This is a genomic window from Bartonella sp. MR30HLJHH (assembly GCF_042194195.1).
Classification (GTDB): domain Bacteria; phylum Pseudomonadota; class Alphaproteobacteria; order Rhizobiales; family Rhizobiaceae; genus Bartonella; species Bartonella grahamii.
The window spans coordinates 41,508-58,259 of record NZ_JBHIMO010000001.1 but is presented as its reverse complement, the minus strand read 5'-3'; the positions used below and the strand labels follow the sequence as shown (position 1 = coordinate 58,259).

13 protein-coding genes are annotated in these 16,752 nt (G+C 38.6%); 9 read left to right on the top strand and 4 right to left on the bottom strand.

Annotation, left to right across the window (positions count from 1 at the left end; translation table 11 throughout):
* Nucleotide 1 precedes the first annotated feature (1 nt).
* On the bottom strand, nucleotides 2-697 hold the full coding sequence (locus ACFIKR_RS00250) for a TlpA disulfide reductase family protein (RefSeq protein ID WP_375658372.1): 696 nt from the start codon (nucleotides 695-697) through the stop codon (nucleotides 2-4).
* A 32-nt stretch (nucleotides 698-729) separates the two neighbouring features.
* Here ACFIKR_RS00250 and argH point away from each other — a divergent pair, with 32 nt between their 5' ends.
* From argH to ACFIKR_RS00225, 5 genes are all read left to right on the top strand, one after another.
* Nucleotides 730-2,130, top strand: a complete 1,401-nt coding sequence (gene argH, locus ACFIKR_RS00245; protein WP_375658371.1) for an argininosuccinate lyase — start codon at nucleotides 730-732, stop codon at nucleotides 2,128-2,130.
* 51 nt (nucleotides 2,131-2,181) lie between these two features.
* Complete coding sequence (locus ACFIKR_RS00240; RefSeq protein ID WP_375658370.1) at nucleotides 2,182-2,361, top strand: LPS translocon maturation chaperone LptM; 180 nt, start codon at nucleotides 2,182-2,184, stop codon at nucleotides 2,359-2,361.
* Nucleotides 2,362-2,370: 9 nt separating this feature from the next.
* Entirely contained in the window at nucleotides 2,371-3,645 is a 1,275-nt protein-coding gene (lysA, locus tag ACFIKR_RS00235) for a diaminopimelate decarboxylase (protein WP_375658369.1), read from the top strand.
* Between the two features lie 116 nt (nucleotides 3,646-3,761).
* Complete coding sequence (locus ACFIKR_RS00230; RefSeq protein WP_375658368.1) at nucleotides 3,762-6,191, top strand: TIGR02302 family protein; 2,430 nt, start codon at nucleotides 3,762-3,764, stop codon at nucleotides 6,189-6,191.
* 222 nt (nucleotides 6,192-6,413) lie between these two features.
* A complete protein-coding gene (locus ACFIKR_RS00225) occupies nucleotides 6,414-7,184 on the top strand; it encodes a class I SAM-dependent methyltransferase (RefSeq protein WP_375658367.1) in 771 nt (256 codons plus the stop codon).
* A 144-nt stretch (nucleotides 7,185-7,328) separates the two neighbouring features.
* Here ACFIKR_RS00225 and ACFIKR_RS00220 read toward each other — a convergent pair whose 3' ends face one another.
* The 3 genes from ACFIKR_RS00220 to tsaD all read right to left on the bottom strand — a co-directional run bounded on the left by ACFIKR_RS00220 (nucleotide 7,329) and on the right by tsaD (nucleotide 10,932).
* Nucleotides 7,329-8,009: a response regulator transcription factor gene (locus tag ACFIKR_RS00220; RefSeq protein ID WP_375644326.1), complete on the bottom strand. Its 681-nt coding sequence runs from the start codon at nucleotides 8,007-8,009 to the stop codon at nucleotides 7,329-7,331.
* A gap of 784 nt (nucleotides 8,010-8,793) precedes the next feature.
* On the bottom strand, nucleotides 8,794-9,228 hold the full coding sequence (locus ACFIKR_RS00215) for an EVE domain-containing protein (RefSeq protein WP_375635314.1): 435 nt from the start codon (nucleotides 9,226-9,228) through the stop codon (nucleotides 8,794-8,796).
* A 609-nt stretch (nucleotides 9,229-9,837) separates the two neighbouring features.
* The gene (gene tsaD, locus ACFIKR_RS00210) at nucleotides 9,838-10,932 is read right to left on the bottom strand and encodes a tRNA (adenosine(37)-N6)-threonylcarbamoyltransferase complex transferase subunit TsaD (protein ID WP_375646903.1); all 1,095 of its coding nucleotides are present in this window, start codon (nucleotides 10,930-10,932) and stop codon (nucleotides 9,838-9,840) included.
* Nucleotides 10,933-11,317: 385 nt separating this feature from the next.
* Here tsaD and ACFIKR_RS00205 point away from each other — a divergent pair, with 385 nt between their 5' ends.
* The 4 genes from ACFIKR_RS00205 (at nucleotide 11,318) to ACFIKR_RS00190 (ending at nucleotide 16,444) form a co-directional block, all read left to right on the top strand.
* Nucleotides 11,318-12,502 (top strand): mitofilin family membrane protein, encoded by a 1,185-nt coding sequence (locus ACFIKR_RS00205; protein ID WP_375635313.1) that lies wholly within the window; start codon nucleotides 11,318-11,320, stop codon nucleotides 12,500-12,502.
* A gap of 11 nt (nucleotides 12,503-12,513) precedes the next feature.
* Nucleotides 12,514-14,073, top strand: a complete 1,560-nt coding sequence (locus ACFIKR_RS00200; RefSeq protein ID WP_375658366.1) for a heme biosynthesis protein HemY — start codon at nucleotides 12,514-12,516, stop codon at nucleotides 14,071-14,073.
* A gap of 145 nt (nucleotides 14,074-14,218) precedes the next feature.
* Nucleotides 14,219-14,965, top strand: coding sequence for a glutamine amidotransferase (locus ACFIKR_RS00195; protein ID WP_375658365.1), 747 nt, complete (start codon nucleotides 14,219-14,221; stop codon nucleotides 14,963-14,965).
* A 423-nt stretch (nucleotides 14,966-15,388) separates the two neighbouring features.
* On the top strand, nucleotides 15,389-16,444 hold the full coding sequence (locus ACFIKR_RS00190; protein ID WP_375658506.1) for a DUF2125 domain-containing protein: 1,056 nt from the start codon (nucleotides 15,389-15,391) through the stop codon (nucleotides 16,442-16,444).
* Nucleotides 16,445-16,752 lie beyond the last annotated feature (308 nt).

Below are 16,752 nucleotides of genomic sequence, written 5' to 3'. Positions count from 1 at the left end.
GTTATAGGGCTTCTTTTATAACAGCTTTTATCAGTGCTTTGGCATCGTCATTGGCCCATGGAGCTGCACCATTGAAGGAAGCAATGAGATATCCCTCTTTATCGATGAGAAATGTAATGGGGAGTCCTAAAGCAAGCCCCTGTTTTCTAACATTGTTGAAAATATCCATTGTTTCATCGCGATAGTAAAGCAAATTATCCGCATGAATATTCTGTAAAAATTGTTGAATTTTTTCAGGAGAAGCAGCTTTATCGATATTAATAGCTATGACATCAAAGTTTTCTCCACCTAATTCGTGTTTTAATTGCGCAAGTTCGGGCATTTCTGTGCGGCAAGGTGCACACCAAATAGCCCATAGATTGATCAGCATCGGTTTTCCAATAAATTCGCTGAGTGTGTGTTCTTTTCCTTGAATATCCTTGAAAGAGAGTTTCTTCATATCTGAGGGCGTATCAGCAAATCGTATGTGGCTAAAAAAGCCTTTAGCTGCTTTTCGGATTGCCATCATTTTTTCTTCTCGTGTTTTATCAATGTTTATTTTTTGTGCTTTTGCTGCTGAAATGAAATTGAAAAGGAAAGACTCTCTTTTGTTATCGTAGTTTATGGTTGCGTATAAACTCAATGCAATGATAAAGAATGCAAGGGAGAATTGCCTTTTTTTATTGTTTTTTTCGCTGGTGAAAATTTGAGAAATCATAATTTTGTCCTTTGTATGGGTGTTTTCAGAATATGACAGATGAGAAGTTAAAGAACCAAATGTGGGGTAGTCGGTTTTCGGCAGGTCCTTCTGCAATTATGGAAGAAATTAATGCCTCAATTGATTTTGATCAAAAACTTTATCGACAAGATATTGAAGGTTCCCTTTCTCATGTGGCTATGTTAGCGCAAACGAAAATCATTTCACAATCAGATTATGAAAAAATTGTTTATGGTTTGAAAGTTATTCGCCAAGAAATTGAAGATGGTAATTTTGTTTTTTCACGAAAGCTTGAAGATATTCATATGAATATTGAAGCGCGGCTGAGCGAATTGATTGGTCCTGTAGCGGGGCGTTTGCATACGGCTCGCTCACGCAATGATCAAGTTGCTGTTGATTTTCGCTTGTGGGTGCGTGAAGCAACGCAAAAGATAGCACAAGCTTTAAAAGGATTGATAGAGCAATTGCTTATTCGAGCAGAACAGCATGTTGATACCTTTATGCCAGGCTTTACGCATTTACAATCAGCACAACCGGTAACATTTGGCCATTATATGATGGCTTATGTTGAAATGTTTGGTCGAGATTTATCGCGGATGCGTGATGCTCTTGAGCGAATGAATGAATCGCCTTTAGGGGCGGTTGCTTTAGCGGGGACAGGCTTTCCAATTGACCGTTTTATGACAGCAAAAGCGCTAGGCTTTCGAGAACCAACACGCAATTCGATTGATAGTGTTTCGGATCGTGATTTTGCATTAGAATTTTTAAGCGCTGGCGCTCTTTGTGCAACACATCTTTCACGTTTAGCAGAAGAAATAATTCTTTGGTCAAGTGAACAGTTTTATTTTATTCGCTTATCAGATGCTTTTTCAACGGGTTCTTCTATTATGCCGCAAAAGCGAAATCCTGATGCTGCCGAACTTGTGCGGGCTAAAGTGGGACGGTTGAATGGCGCATTAATAGGGCTGTTAACGGTGATGAAAGGGTTACCCCTTGCTTATTCGAAGGATATGCAAGAAGATAAGGAATATGTCTTTGATGGGGCTATGAGTTTGGAATTATCACTAGCAGCAATGACAGGGATTATTGGTGATTTACAAGTTAATAAAGAAGCTATGAAACAAGCCGCTGATTCTGGCTATGCAACAGCTACAGATTTTGCTGATTGGCTTGTACGGGAATTAGGGATTCCGTTTCGCGAAGCACATCATATTACAGGGCGTGCTGTGGCATTAGCAGAAAAAAAACAGTGTCGCCTTCAGGATTTATCATTGGATGAACTTCAAGCAATTTGTCCTAATATCAATGCGACACTTTTTGATGTTTTGACCGTTGAAAAATCTGTTGAAAGTCGCAAAAGCTTTGGGGGAACAGCACCTTCAGAGGTTCTTCGGCAAATTACGTATTGGAAAAAGCGTCTTGTGAGCGCTTGAGTGATTGTATTTTAAAGGTAAAAAAGAGATCGAGATGAGGAAAGAGGACAGATGAAAATTATATTAAAGGGGTTAATGATTGTCCTTTTAGGAGGCGTTTGTGTCGCTGGGTGTGGGCGTAAAGGGTCATTGGAAATGCCTCTTACAAGTGTGGAAAAGTCTGTGCAAGGAACATCTGTTGCTCAAAGTGAAGGTGATAAACCTTTTATTCTTGATCGTTTGATAAAGTAGGAGGAAAGTGTGGATTTTTTCTCTTACCATCAAGGTATGCTTCATGCTGAGGGTTGTTCACTTGCTGTTCTTGCGCAGGAGGTGGGGACTCCTTTTTATTGTTATTCTACCAATGCATTGGTGACACGTTTTAAAGACTATAAAAAGGCATTTCAAGGGATGCCTAGTCTGCTTGCTTATGCGGTTAAAGCCAATTCTAATCAAGCAGTTTTACGGCTTTTAGCGAACAATGGAGCGGGAGCTGATGTGGTCTCAGAAGGGGAATTACGGCGCGCCCTTGCTGTTGGTATTCCGGCACATCGTATTGTTTATTCTGGTGTTGGTAAAACCATGAGAGAGATAGATTTTGCTCTTGCTCAGGATATTTATTGTTTTAACGTTGAATCAGAGCCGGAACTTGAACAGTTATCTCAACGTGCTGTTGCGCTTTCAAAGATAGCACGTGTTTCATTGCGCATTAATCCAGATGTTGATGCGAAGACCCATAAGAAAATTACAACAGGAAAATCTGAAAATAAATTTGGTATTCCATTGTTGTTGGCAAGAGAGGCTTATAAAAAAGCGGACTCTTTACCTGGATTGCAGGTTTGCGGTATTGATATGCATATTGGCAGTCAGATTTGTGACTTAAAGCCATTTGAAGAGGCATTCCTTCTTATTGCAGATTGTGTGCGTCAATTGTGGAGCGATGGCTATGCAATAACGCATATAGATATCGGTGGTGGGCTTGGTATTGCCTATGGTTGTGAACAACATACTGTACCTTCTCCTTTTGATTATGCTGCGCTGGTAAAGAAATATATTGCTCCTTTAGGGATTAATATTGTTGTGGAGCCGGGGCGGAGCATTGTGGGTCAAGCTGGTGTACTGATGACATCTGTTCTCTATTTAAAAAGGGGACAAGGGCGGAATTTTGTTATTGTAGATGCGGCGATGAATGATCTGATGCGTCCAACGCTTTATGATGCTTGGCAAAATGTCGTCCTTGTGAAAAAAGCAGCAAAAGACGCTCCCCTTATTCGTGCAGATATTGTTGGTTCTGTTTGTGAGACTGGCGATTATTTAGCATTAGATCGTTACTTGCCGATTTTGGCACCCGGTGATCTTTTAGCAATTACGCAAGCTGGAGCTTATGGTGCTGTGATGGCGAGTACTTATAATAGCCGACTTTTGGTCCCAGAAGTTCTCGTTCAAGATACGTGTTATGCGGTTATTCGTCCACGTCTTGATTATGCTCAATTGATGGGATGTGATCATATTCCTGATTGGGTTGAGAATTCTTAAGTGTTTTTGGTCTTATTTTTACTAAACTTTGATGAAACAATTTATTTTCTAGAAATTGTCTTGTATGGGGTTTATGATCTTAATGCACCACGATAAAAGGGGATAAATGCTTGTTTATGAAAAATAAAAACATCAAAGGCTTTGCAATGAAGCTTTTGTGTGTGCGCATTTTGATGTGGGGGATCCTTTCATTTGAACGGATGTGGATACGGTTGTTGCCATTTTTCCTCGTTGTTAGTCTCTTTTGTTCGTTTAGCTGGTTGGGACTTTTTGGTATTTTGGGCTATTGGTCACATTTGCTCTTACTTGGGGTTATACTTGTTTGTGCTGGGGCGAGTTTATTTTTTCTTATTCGTTTTCGGTTTCCCACAATACGGGAAGTGAATTGCCGTCTTGAACGCGTCAATGATCTTAGACACCAGCCTTTGAATATTCAGACAGATCGTTTATGTTCTGAAAATGATGAAGATTTTAGTGCTGTTATTTGGCGTGAACATCAACGCCGAATGGCAAAACAATTATACCATTTAAAAACTGGATTTATCTCTCTTAATAGTGCGGATTATGATCCTTTGGCTTTGAGGGCTTTGTGTGTTCTTCTTTTTGTTTGCGCTTTTAGTTTTTCTTTTGGTTCACAAGGGGGGCGTTTGGCTGATGCCTTTGATTTTCGTCCTGTTGTTGATGAAAAATTCATGCGAATTGATGCTTGGGTAACACCACCTGCTTATACCGGTGTGGCACCGATTTATTTGACAAAAGATGAGAAAACACAACTAGAAATCCCTGAAGGGAGTAATGTTGTTGTGCGTGTTGTCAATGGGGCTGGCGTTACAGTAAAAGCAAAGTCTGTAGAAGATGGGAGGGAAATTTCGTTTTCAGAGAAAACGGAACAAGCAGCTTTGAATGATCCAATCGCTCATTTTGAAACACATTTAAATCATTCAATGAATTTATTTGTATCATCACGTCGTAAAAAACAGCAGTGGTATTTGCAGATGATCAAGGACACGCTTCCGACAATTCATTGGCTGGAAAAACCAGGGCGGATTTTAACGGGATCGTTAGAGTTACGATATGTGGTGGATGATGATTATGGTGTGACAAAGGCTTTTGTTGAAATAGAGCCTTTTCTTCCTCAGAATAAAAGTGCTTCTTCTCTTTATAATGCTCCGGAAATAGAGCTTCTTCTTCCGCGTGGTGGAAAGGGGAAAATGCGGATGGTGCAAGATATATCAGCGCATCCATGGGCGGGTTCGCAAGTCAAAATTACTTTGGTGGCAGAAGATGGTGCGGGGCAGAAAGGGCGTAGCAAAACTTTTGTTATGACATTACCGCAACACGTTTTTTCAAATCCTGTCGCGCGTGCGGTGAGTGAATTGCGTCGTTTATTAGCGCTTGATGCTTCTGCGAGAGAGCGTGTATTGGATATGCTTTCTGCTTTGCTTGTACGTCCAGAAAAGGGTTTGCAAAATGTAATGCATTTTCTTGTTCTACAAAGTGCGTGGACAAGACTTTCTTTAGCACAAACAGAAGAGGATTTGCGTGGTGTGGTGGATTATTTATGGCAAATTGCTTTGGGTATTGAAGATAATCAGCTTGAATCCGTGCAAAAAAATTTAAAACAAGCACAAGCTGCTTTACGTGATGCATTGCGTTACGGTGCTTCAGCGGCAGAAATTGAACGCCTTATGGCAGATTTACGTCAAGCTATGGATGAGTATATTCGTGCATTGGCTGAAAAAGCACCAGATACTCAAGTTTCTAAAAATTCTAAAAGCTCAAAAAGTCCTAATCTTTCTGAAACTACATTACAAGAAAAGCTAAATTTAATTGAGGAAATGGCTAAAACGGGCTCTTCTTTAGCAGCTGAACAACTCTTGGCGGAAGTTGAACAGACGCTTGATCATTTGCATGTGCAAAAAGGCGATCAAAATGAGGGAGAAAAAAGCCAATCTGCACAAATGAAAGAAAAGATGGACCAGCTTGGAGATTTAATGCGTCGTCAGCAAGAAATTCTCAATGAAACACATCAGTTAGAGATGGAACAAAAACGCGGAGAAAATGTGCCGGAAACACAGAAAAAATCTTTAAAAAAACGTCAAGCTGAATTGCAGTCTGAATTATCAACATTAGAAAAAGAATTATCAGAACAAGGATTTGAAACAGGAGGCGCATTGAAAAGGGCAGAAGAAAAAATGAATTCTGCGGAAAATGCTCTTGATAATGGAAATCATCAGGTATCTATACAAAATCAGTCTGACGCTTTGGAATCTTTGAGGCAAGGTGCACAAAATGTTTTAAAAAAAATGCGCGAGACACTCAAAGAAACGGGAAATGATCAAAATGCTGATTCTGGTCCTAAAGATCCGTTAGGACGTCCACTTTCTTCAAAAACAGATGAGGGACAAGAAGGTGAGGCACTACCACAAAAAAGTGATCAAATGCGTACGCGGCAGATTTTGGATGAAATTCGCAAGCGTCTTGGTAAAGAGCATATTCCAGAAGAAGAAAAAAACTATCTTGAAAGATTGCTTCATTTTAATTAACCAGTGTTGGCTTTTTTCTTAATTGATGTCAGAAACAGTGTATGAAGAACCTCTATGGGGTTCATCTCCAAGAAAATGATTAAAGCGCTTGTAACGCAATAATCATCCTGCTGTACTGATTTTTTAATCATTTAAGTTTAAAATATGAAATATTGAAATATTCGCTATTGCGGAAAAAGAGCAGAAGTCCATATAATTTGGGTATATGAAAATCTGTAATGTTTGGAATTTGTTTCTACATGGTATGTTGAATTGGATATCGTTACGCTGAAAGATTTTTATGCTTCTGCACTTGGGCTGCGTGTGCAAAAGACGCTGTGTGACCAATTGAATTTATGGTGGCCTAATCTTACGGATAAACGGATTATGGGGTTGGGTTATGCACTTCCTTATCTTTCTACATTGCGTGAACGTGCCCAACAATGTTTTGCTTTTATGCCAGCTTCCCAGGGTGCTTCGCCTTGGCCTTGTGCTGAGCAAGTTGCTACAGCGCTTGTTTTTGAAGAAGATTTGCCGCTTCCTGATGCGTCAGTTGATTGTATTTTATTGGTACATGCATTAGAATATACAGAAAATTCATTTGAAACGTTGAATGAAATATGGCGTGTTTTAGCACCCAATGGCCACTTGATCGTTATTGTACCTAATCGCTCTGGCTTTTGGGCGCGCAATATTACTACGCCCTTTGGTTATGGCGAGCCTTATAGTCGGCAACAAGTTACTCGTTTGTTCGAAAAAACAAATTTTGTTTCTGGGCCAATACAAGAAATTGTACATTATATGCCCTCTACGGGTTATGTTTCGCGGTTGTTCTCATTTTTTTATGAGCCATTTGCACGCTATCTTTTGCCTTATTTTGGTGGACTCTTAATGTGTCAGGCACAAAAGCGTGTTTATCAAGGTTTGCTGGTACAGCGTCGTCAATCGCGACGTGTTTTTATTCCTGCTTTATCACCACAAGTGCGAAATATTTTAATTTATAAAGATAATTAATCATTTTGCCATTGGCATAAGAACCGCAAATATAGAAAGATTTTCTTATTTCAATTTTTTGCACATTATATGTGAAGGTTTTTTCATCTCGTTTTTGTTTTCATTTAAGATATTAAAATTGTTTTTGAAATAGTAAATCTCGAATTAAAGATTTAAACGATAACCATTTTGATCTGTCATGAGAATTTGTGCATTGGAGGGATCTTTTTCGATTTTTTGTCGCAAACGATAGATATGGGTTTCTAAAGTATGGGTAACAATATTTTCATTATAACCCCAAACTTGTTCTAACAATGTTTCACGGCTGACAATTTTATCATTAGCATAATAGAGACATTTAAGAATTGCTGCTTCTTTTTCTGTGAGACAGATTTTATTGTTGCATTGATCAAGAAGAAGTTTCTGTCTCAGTTTAAAAGTATAGGGGCCAATATGAAAGGTTGCGTCTTCATTTTGTTCATATTGGCGCAACTGTGCTCGAATTCTCGCTAATAACACTGCAAAGCGAAAGGGTTTTGTCACATAATCATTGGCGCCTGTTTCAAGATCTAAAATATTATCGCAGTCTGTATCATGATTTGTTATCATGATAATGGGGGCACGAAATCCTTGGATGCGTAATTTTTTCACGGCTTTGAAACCATCAAGATCAGGAAGTTCAAGTCCCAAAATAGCGAGATCAATATTTTCTTCTTGGATTATTTTCATTCCCTCTTCTGCTGTTTTTGCTTGGAAAATTTCAAACTCTTGATGCATTTGCAATTGTTCTACTAAAATGGGGCGTAGATTATCGTCTTCAACAATTAAAAGAGTATAGTGGTTCATGTTTTTCCTTATAGGCATGTTGAGGCACTGATTGGTAAAGAGTAGTTTCGTGAAAAATGAGATTTCATGCAAGAAAAATTAAAAGAGGAAAATTAAAAAAGAGCGTTTCTAAAAAATACACTTCTATAATTACTTGCCGAAAAGAAGGTATTTTCGTCTGCAGAGTATTTTACGTATTGGTTGGAAGCGTTTGTTTATGCTCTAGAACGTGTTTTAGCCATTGAGTGTCATCATCTTTACGCTTATGGAGAAATAAAGCCGGTACTATCATACACTTTGCCAGTTCGTGGGTATTGCGGATAGTCCTTGGCACTTGAGACTCTTCATAAGAGGAATTTTTAGTCCTTTCTTTCACGTTTTTTATCCATACGGGACTTTTCCTGCTTGTAATGTGCAAGAAAATAGCTTTTGATTGATTTAATATAAACAGGTTGGGAATGAGAGAATCCTGCGGTATGAGGGGCTCTCATCCAACATGTAAAACAATGAACACTCAATATGATGCGTTTTTTAAGCGTGAAGATAACTGTGCAACACCTTACACATATGCACTGTTTAGGAGAACTTCACGGTTATTTTTATTGTTTTTTATCCACGTTCAGTTTTGTTTTTTCGTTGCATTTGTGTGCGAAGGGGTCTGTGTGTGATGTTTGTGGTGTTGCTTATTATAATCGTTGAGTAAGCTTTGCCTTTAGCAATGCCGAAAAGATGCATCATAAAGAGGTTTTTTATGCAATGCTATGAAGCATCTTTTTATATGAGCTAATGAATAAAAATTATTGTTTTAAGATAAAAGCATTTCCATCTTAAGGTTGCCCATCAAACAAACTTCTTTCCATTCATCTTCTGTCACGGGTTGCACTGATAAGCGGCTGGCATTAACCAGTACCATATTTGCTAGCTTGGGATTGGCTTTAATTTGTTTTAATGAAACAGGTGTTGGCATGTCACAAAGTGCACGGATATCCACACATTCCCAGCGTGGATCAGAGCTTGTAGAATCAGGGTGTGCTTCAGCACATATTTCTACAATGCCTACAATTTCTAAACCTTTATTTGAGTGATAAAAAAAACCTTTATCGCCATATTTCATGGCGCGCATATTATTACGGGCTTGATAATTGCGTACACCATCCCATTGTTCGCCATCAGCTCCTTTTTTCTTTTGCATCTCCCATGACCATTTATGGGGTTCAGATTTAAAAAGCCAATAAGCCATGAGTTCTCCTTTTTCATAGACTGTTATGCATTCATCATGTGCATTTTTATAAGCATCTTTGTAACACCATCAACGATGATTTTTAAAATGGGGTAAAGAACGGGCATTATTTGTTTTTTCTTGTTTCAAAATAACGTGTAGCAGAGAAACGCGATTCATTGATATTTCATGTTGTATAAGGGTATTTTGCTCTTTGCTTATCTTTTCAGCTATGGTTTGAAATGCGGTCACTATAAGAGTTTTTTGGAGAAAATTAAGAAAATTGATTCTAAAAAGCTTCAAGATTACAACGGCAATGAAATGAATAGATGATCAAAGATGATGAGGTCAAAGAATGGTTTTCATATCTATACTTCGTGGGAGAGAATAGATCTTATTATGCCGTAAAATACCGTCATTTGAAGTGTAATGATATAAGGCAGTTTTTTGAAACATGAAATTTTTTAGAATGTGTGGTGCATATTTAGGTTTGCGTGTCGAGCTTTGGATTAAGTGAATTGTGTGAGTGGGAAGCAGGTGGAATCCGCTCGATAGGGAATTCGGACTATCTACAGACCGGATTGAGTAGAAATCTTCGTTCTTTAAGATGTGTGTGGGGCGTCAGTGTTATTATGCTTTTGTTCCACGGCGCCCCATCCCGATCAAGGGCGTGGCTTTTTCATCTAATGGCCAGCGTGAACGGGGTGCAATGTCAAGAGAGCTTGTTTCTCCTCGTGCGAGTTTTTGTGCACCGGCAAAAGCAATCATTGCAGCATTATCGGTACACAAGGAAAGAGGAGGAGCTATAAATTCAAAACCATGTTGATGAGCAAGTTCTTGCAACGTAGAACGAATGGCTTGGTTTGCGGCAACACCGCCTGCGACAACCAAAGCAGGAGAACGCTTTCCTTGATTATGAGAGAGAGGATATTGGTGGGTAAAGTGTTGTAGGGCTAGGTGAATACGATCATGTACTGTATCGGTCACGGCGGCTTGAAAACTTGCGGCAATGTCAGCAATATCATTTTCTGTAAGAGGAGCTATGGCTGTTGCGGCTTGTCGAACAGCAGTTTTGAGTCCTGAAAAAGAAAAATCTAACCGTTTTTCACCTTTTAAAGGGCGTGGAAGGGGGATGCGATTTTTATCACCAAATAAAGCTGCTTTTTCAAGTGCTGGTCCACCAGGATAAGGAAGACCTAAAAGTTTTGCAGTTTTATCAAAGGCTTCTCCTAATGCATCATCAATGGTGGTTCCTAAACGTTGGTAGTTACCTACTCCATGAACAATGATTGTTTGTGTATGACCCCCTGAAACTAAAAGTAATAAATAAGGAAAGCTAACGTTGTGCGTTAACACAGCTGTTAAAGCATGTCCCTCTAAGTGATTTACCGCAATAAATGGTTTGCCAGTGGCAAGAGAGAGTGCTTTTGCGCTCATAACGCCTACCAACAATCCTCCTATCAAGCCTGGTCCACTGGTGGCTGCAATGCCATCAATATCTTTTAATTTTGTGTTTGCTTCTGTTAGTGCTTGCAGAATTAAATGATCAAGAACTTCAACATGGGCACGAGCAGCAATTTCAGGAACAACACCGCCGTAAGGTGCATGGTGATCAATTTGGCTCCAAACAACATTGGAAAGAATTCGGCTGTTTGATTCATTGTTATATTCAATGACAGCCGCTGCCGTTTCATCACAACTTGTTTCTATTCCCAGCAGACGCATTTTAAACAAAACCTTATATTGAAGCTTCTTTCCTGCGTGCGTACCATGAACAGAAAAAGATGCAAAGTATTTCTCTCAGAATTGATTTTTCTATGAAAAAATATGTGTTTTGGCATTTTCTTTGAATTTCATGATATTGTTGATTAAAAAATAAAGCTGTATTTTTGAGTATAAAATGCAAATGTGTTTTTTAAAACTTGTCTATTAAAGTCTATAATTGTAAATATTATTGAAAAAAATGAGATTTGGAAAATCTCTATAAAGTTATACTCTTTATAAAAAGAATGTAAAACAAACGAAGATATTTGAGAAAAGCTTCATTTTTAAAACTTTTTTCATTTTATTATTTTATCATTAAAAAAAGTGTGCACAAAAAGTGACAGAGATGGTCGATTCTTCAAAACCAAAAGTTAAACCACATTATGCTGGTACGCGCCGTAAGAAACCAGTTATTGAACATGAAGCTGTTCCCCATGATTCAGAGGAAAAAATCCACGATTCTGTAGAGTCTCATGCGCGAGAAAAACAGAATATGCAAGGTCAGGATAAAAGTAGCTCTCGTACAACTTGGTTTTTCTTGTCCTTTTCTGGGATTTTGGGGGGATTCATTGCTTTGGGAATTTTTATGGGGCTTCAATGGGCTGGTTTTTTTCCTTCTTCTTTTGTGGAAAATTCTGCTGGAGGGGAAAAAGCTTTGCAGATTGCTGAAGCCGCAAAAAGTCAAGGTGAAGACACAAAGGAACAATTGAGACGGGTGTTTCAAGAAATCGATGCGTTAAAAACAGAGTTTTCTTCTTTTTCATCACAACAGTTTAAAACAACGAAAAACGATGAACTATCGAAAGAAGAAATCAAAAAAGCTTTTGCGATTTTAGAGGAAAAAGTAAAAGCTCTTGAAGAAACTATACAAACTTTTGTTAGAGAGTCGAAAGAGATAGAGACGGCTTTGTCTGTTGGGCAGAGCAATGCAAATGATCTTGCTGCGTTAAAACAACAGTTAGAAGCTATACAGGAAGAAACTGCTGTTAAAAATAGTGAGAAAAAAGAAATAGATACCGCGCTCTTTACTGCAATTAGTTCATTAAAAAATGCTATAGAGCGTGGTGGATCTTATAATAATGAATTAAAGCTGTTACAGCAATTATCGCCTTCGATTGATAGACTTGATGTGTTGCAAAAAACAGCTACTGTGGGTCTTCCAAGTTCAGCACAACTTTCTGTTGATTTTTCTCATGTTGCCGATGCAATTGTTGGTACGCAAAATATTGTTGCGTCAGATGCTGGTTTTTTTGACCGAATTTTAGCGTGGATAAAAGGGCTCATTGTTTCGCGACCGATTGGCAATGTTGAAGGGACGACGCTGGGGGCTATTGCGGCACGCATGGAAGTTGCCATTCAAGCTGGTGATTACGAAAAGGCTTTGAGCGAATGGCAATCATTGCCTCAAAGTGCAAAAGATGTTTCAATGGATTTTGTTAAGCAGCTTGAAAGACATATTGCTATTCAACAGTTGTTGCAGCAATTGTTATTGTCTGTGCAACAAGGATCTTTTAAGGCAACAAAGATGTAAATAGGCCCAAGATGATACGTGTTTTTATTTATATTTTTGTTGTTTGTATCCTCGGTTTAGCTTTCGCGTGGGTTGCTAATCACAATGGTATTTTTGTTCTTACATTTTTGCATTTCAGATTTTCTGCTTCATTGCTTACAGTGTTAAGTGTGCTTATTTTGCTTTTTGTAACGCTGGTGCTTTTATGGTGGTTATTGTCTTTCTTTTTTTCCTTACCGCGTGCTCTTTCCAATTATTTGTATAAACGCAATCAAAAGCGCGGTTATGAAGCTCTTTCAAAGGGGATTCTTGCAACTTTTGCTGGTGATAGTATGGTTGCGCAAAAAATGGAAGCACAGGTTGCTAAATATCTTGCAGGAAAACAAGAGCCATTGGTAAAACTCTTACAAGCGCAAACCTTGTCTTTACAAAATAACTCTGTTCGCGCCATCGGTCTTTATGAGGGGATGAGAAAGGAAGATTCGACAAAATTGGTTGGACTTTATGGTTTGTTTCGTGAAGCGATGAAGAGTAAAGCTTATGAGGCAGCGCAACAATATGCCGAAGAGGCGCTGACTTTATCGCCAGCACTTTTATGGGCGCATCAGGCGGTGCTTGATCGGTTAAGTACTGAGGGTAAATGGGATAAGGCACTTACTATTTTTGAAAGAGCGCAAAAAGCTCTTCCGCGTTCTGTTCGCGCGACTCCAGAGCGGCAGCATATACAGGTTTTACTATTAAGTGGGCAGGCACTTTCTTTGTTTGATACACATCCTGTACACGCACGTGAAGCCATTTTGAAAGCCCATAAATTGGCACCTGATTTTGTTCCAATAATAGTTATTGCTGCTGATATTCTTTATAAGTTAAATGAAACGCGTAAAGCGGATAAAATGATTATAGCGGCTTGGCAAAAGGATCCTCATCCTGATTTGGCGGCGCTTTATCTCGAAAGAGAAGAAGGAGCTATTGGGCGATTGAAAAGGGCTAGGACACTTGCTTCTTATAATAAAGATGCATTTGAATCGGCTTTCCTTATTGCTAAAGCAGCTTTAGATGCTGGTGAAACAGCATTAGCGAGAGAGCAGGCAAAAAAAGCATTACAATGTCATCCACGGGAAAGTGTTTATTTATTGTTGGCAGATATTGAAGAGGCACAGGGAAACAATCAAGGTGCTGTGCGTCAATGGCTTTCTTTAGCACTTCGTGCTGAACGTGATCCAGTATGGATGTGTGATGGGTCCATTTTTTCTTCTTGGTCAGCGGTTTCTCCAATCAGTGGACGTTTGGGCGGTTTTGAATGGAAGGCGCCTCCCTGTATGCCTTCTCTCACATTAGAGGCGGACAATATTGTGCCGAAAAAGCAAGGCAAAGAGTATGTTATGGGAAAAAGTGATGGTGTTGAAGATAAGAAGCTTGAAAGATTAACACCTATAGACGATTCTCTTTTGCATAATGTGCAGGTGGAGAAACAAGATATAAAAGAACAAGATGTAAAAATGTTCAGTCAAACTCACTTAAATGTTGATGATCCAGGGGTGAAAACAGAAGAAGAAACATCTTTATCGAGGAAAAAATTTCGTTTATTTTAAATTGCGCCAATGTGATATATGAGTGTTTTCTAAGAAGAAATAATTAACCTAGAAGAAAAAACATCATTAGTCTTGTCCAATAAAATTATTCTCTTATGCTTTAAAAATGAAGTTTTGCTTAGTTGCAGAGGTGATTGGTTAAAAAATGTTTTTAAATCAGAGATGTCTTGATAAAAAACAAAAAAATAACAAACCAAGGATTGCTGTTGTTATTCATCGGCGGTCTACCTATACTGGTCGTTTAGGAAAATTTTTACAACAAAATGGTTTTGTTCTTGATATTTATCGTCCTATTTTTGGACAAAAACTCCCTGATACATTAGAGCATTATGCCGGTGTTGTTATTTTAGGGGGACCGATGAGTGTGAATGACAGCGAAGCCTATATTGGTGAGGAAATTGATTGGATTTCGTTATCACTAAAGGAAAATAAGCCTTTTTTGGGTATTTGTCTTGGAGCACAAATGTTAGCGCGAAATCTAGGGGGGCGCGTTGGTACAAGAAGTGATGGGACTGTAGAAGTCGGCTGGTATCCACTAGAAGCAACCTCTCAAGGGAAGGAATTGATGAATTGGCCAGAAATGGTCTACCATTTCCATGAGGAAGGTATTTATGATTTACCGAAAGAGGCAATGCTTTTGGCAACAGGGCATACATATCCTACACAAGCTTTTCGTTATGGAAACAATGCATGGGGTTTGCAATTTCATGCTGAGTTTACACGTGCTATGATGCGGCGTTTGGTCGTGCGTTCGGCACATAAATTGACTGAAAAAGGTGCTCAACCTGCTTGTGCACATTTGAAAGGTCGTTTAATTTATGATCAAGCTTTAAGCCAATGGTTTGAAGGTGCATTACGACAGATTTTTTGTGTACCGCCCGCATTTGTGTGAGTGTTAGAAACACTATTCATTATCGTTCTTGTTGTGCTGTAAAACAGTATCGTTTAAGGGAGAGATAGAAAACTCATGTAAAACTTTACACATGAGGTATTTTTTGTTAGAAAGTGTAACGGATTTTCTTAAAAAGATCTTGGTGGGTGGACTTATGAGATACTGTACTTTAGAACGATGTATAGGAACTCACTTGAAGTGATCAGTAGATAAAATCCGGTCGATTAAGAAGTTGGATTGTTTATAAACTGACTGTGGTTAAGAATCTTTGTCCTTTTTAGGGTGGGGAGGAAGTTAAGAGATAAAGAAAGTTTTAATGTTGTCTAAATCCTTTCAAATACCGTCATCACAAAAGAGATTTTCTTTGAGCTATTTAATTTGTGGGCTCGTTTGTCTTGCTCTGATATTTATTTATAGCGCACTCTGGTTTTTTTTTCACGTAAAATAGAAGAGCAAGTTTCTGATATATTTGCAAAAGCGTCTTCCTATAATATGGCGGCGGTATGTGAGAATGTGCGCAAGGATGGTTATCCTTTACGTATCGGTGTTGTTTGCGACAATTTTCAATTTTCTTGGCCTTTACATGGGGTTTCTTTATCGACGGGGCGTTTGACGGCTGGTGCACCAATTTATGCACCTCATTTGGTCGAGTTTAATGTTCATTCTCCTGCATCCATTGTTTTTTCCGGACAAACTTCTATAGTATCGCGTTGGCGCAATTTGGTTATTGAAACAGGACCTTATTGGAAAACGGGTAAAACATTGAAGTTTATAGCTGAAGGGCTTGAAATTTCACCACTTTCCTCTTCCCTTGAAGATAAAAAACCTCAAGAAGCATTAGGAGCACAAACAACAGATAAAAAAACGACACAGGAAAATGTAGAAGATCAGGCATCTTTGCAAAATACGCATGACATGATTACTCAGCCGTTAGAGACAAAAGATACGCCTCAAAAAATAACGGCAGAATTTTTGCGCTTTGATCTGAAACATGAAAATAATGATTTATTGGGAAATATAACTTTTGACGGTTTTGATGTTTCTCTGGTTTTTACATCTTCTTTTGTTGATGTCCCAAAAATTGATGGTAACTTGAAAGTGATTTTAAATGACATCTCTTTTTTGTCTGAAGATGAAGGAAAAAATTGGCAACAGCGACTGTATGGAAAAAGTGGGCTTTTAAAGCAAGGTGAATTGACTTTTCATACAGGCGGTGGGTTACGTATTAGTGGACCTTTTTCTTTTGATGAAGAAGGATATTTGACAGCAGAATTCGAACTTGTCCATATTCAGCCCATGAAGCTTCTTAACACTTTGCAGCGCTTATTTCCCGCGCAGGACAATAATCTTCAAGCGTTATTTTTTATTTTGGGTGCACTGCCTAAAAATGCCGATGGCGCTCCCGTTCTCCCCTTGCTCATTAACAATGGGTGGGTAAAATTAGGTTTTTTAAAACTTGGTCGTCTCGCTCCACTTTAGGTTTTATACCCAAGCCTTTTTTCATTTTTACCACCAAATTTCTATTTTTTCTGATTTTCACACTTTTTGGCAATTTTAGAGTGTCAAAATCTATTTTAACAAACCGCGTATTTAATGGTAAAAAATAGCTATAAAAATAAAAAATTACTACCTACTCCTACCTAATCCCACCTCTTTTCACTTAGTACAAAATCTTATGTCAAACGACATATAGCAACAGTGTTTGTGTGGAAAAAGTGGCATTTTAAAGTATGCTGAATTGCCTTTTTATACAGGTGGTGTGGTGCTGTGTTAGAAACTTTTTTCTT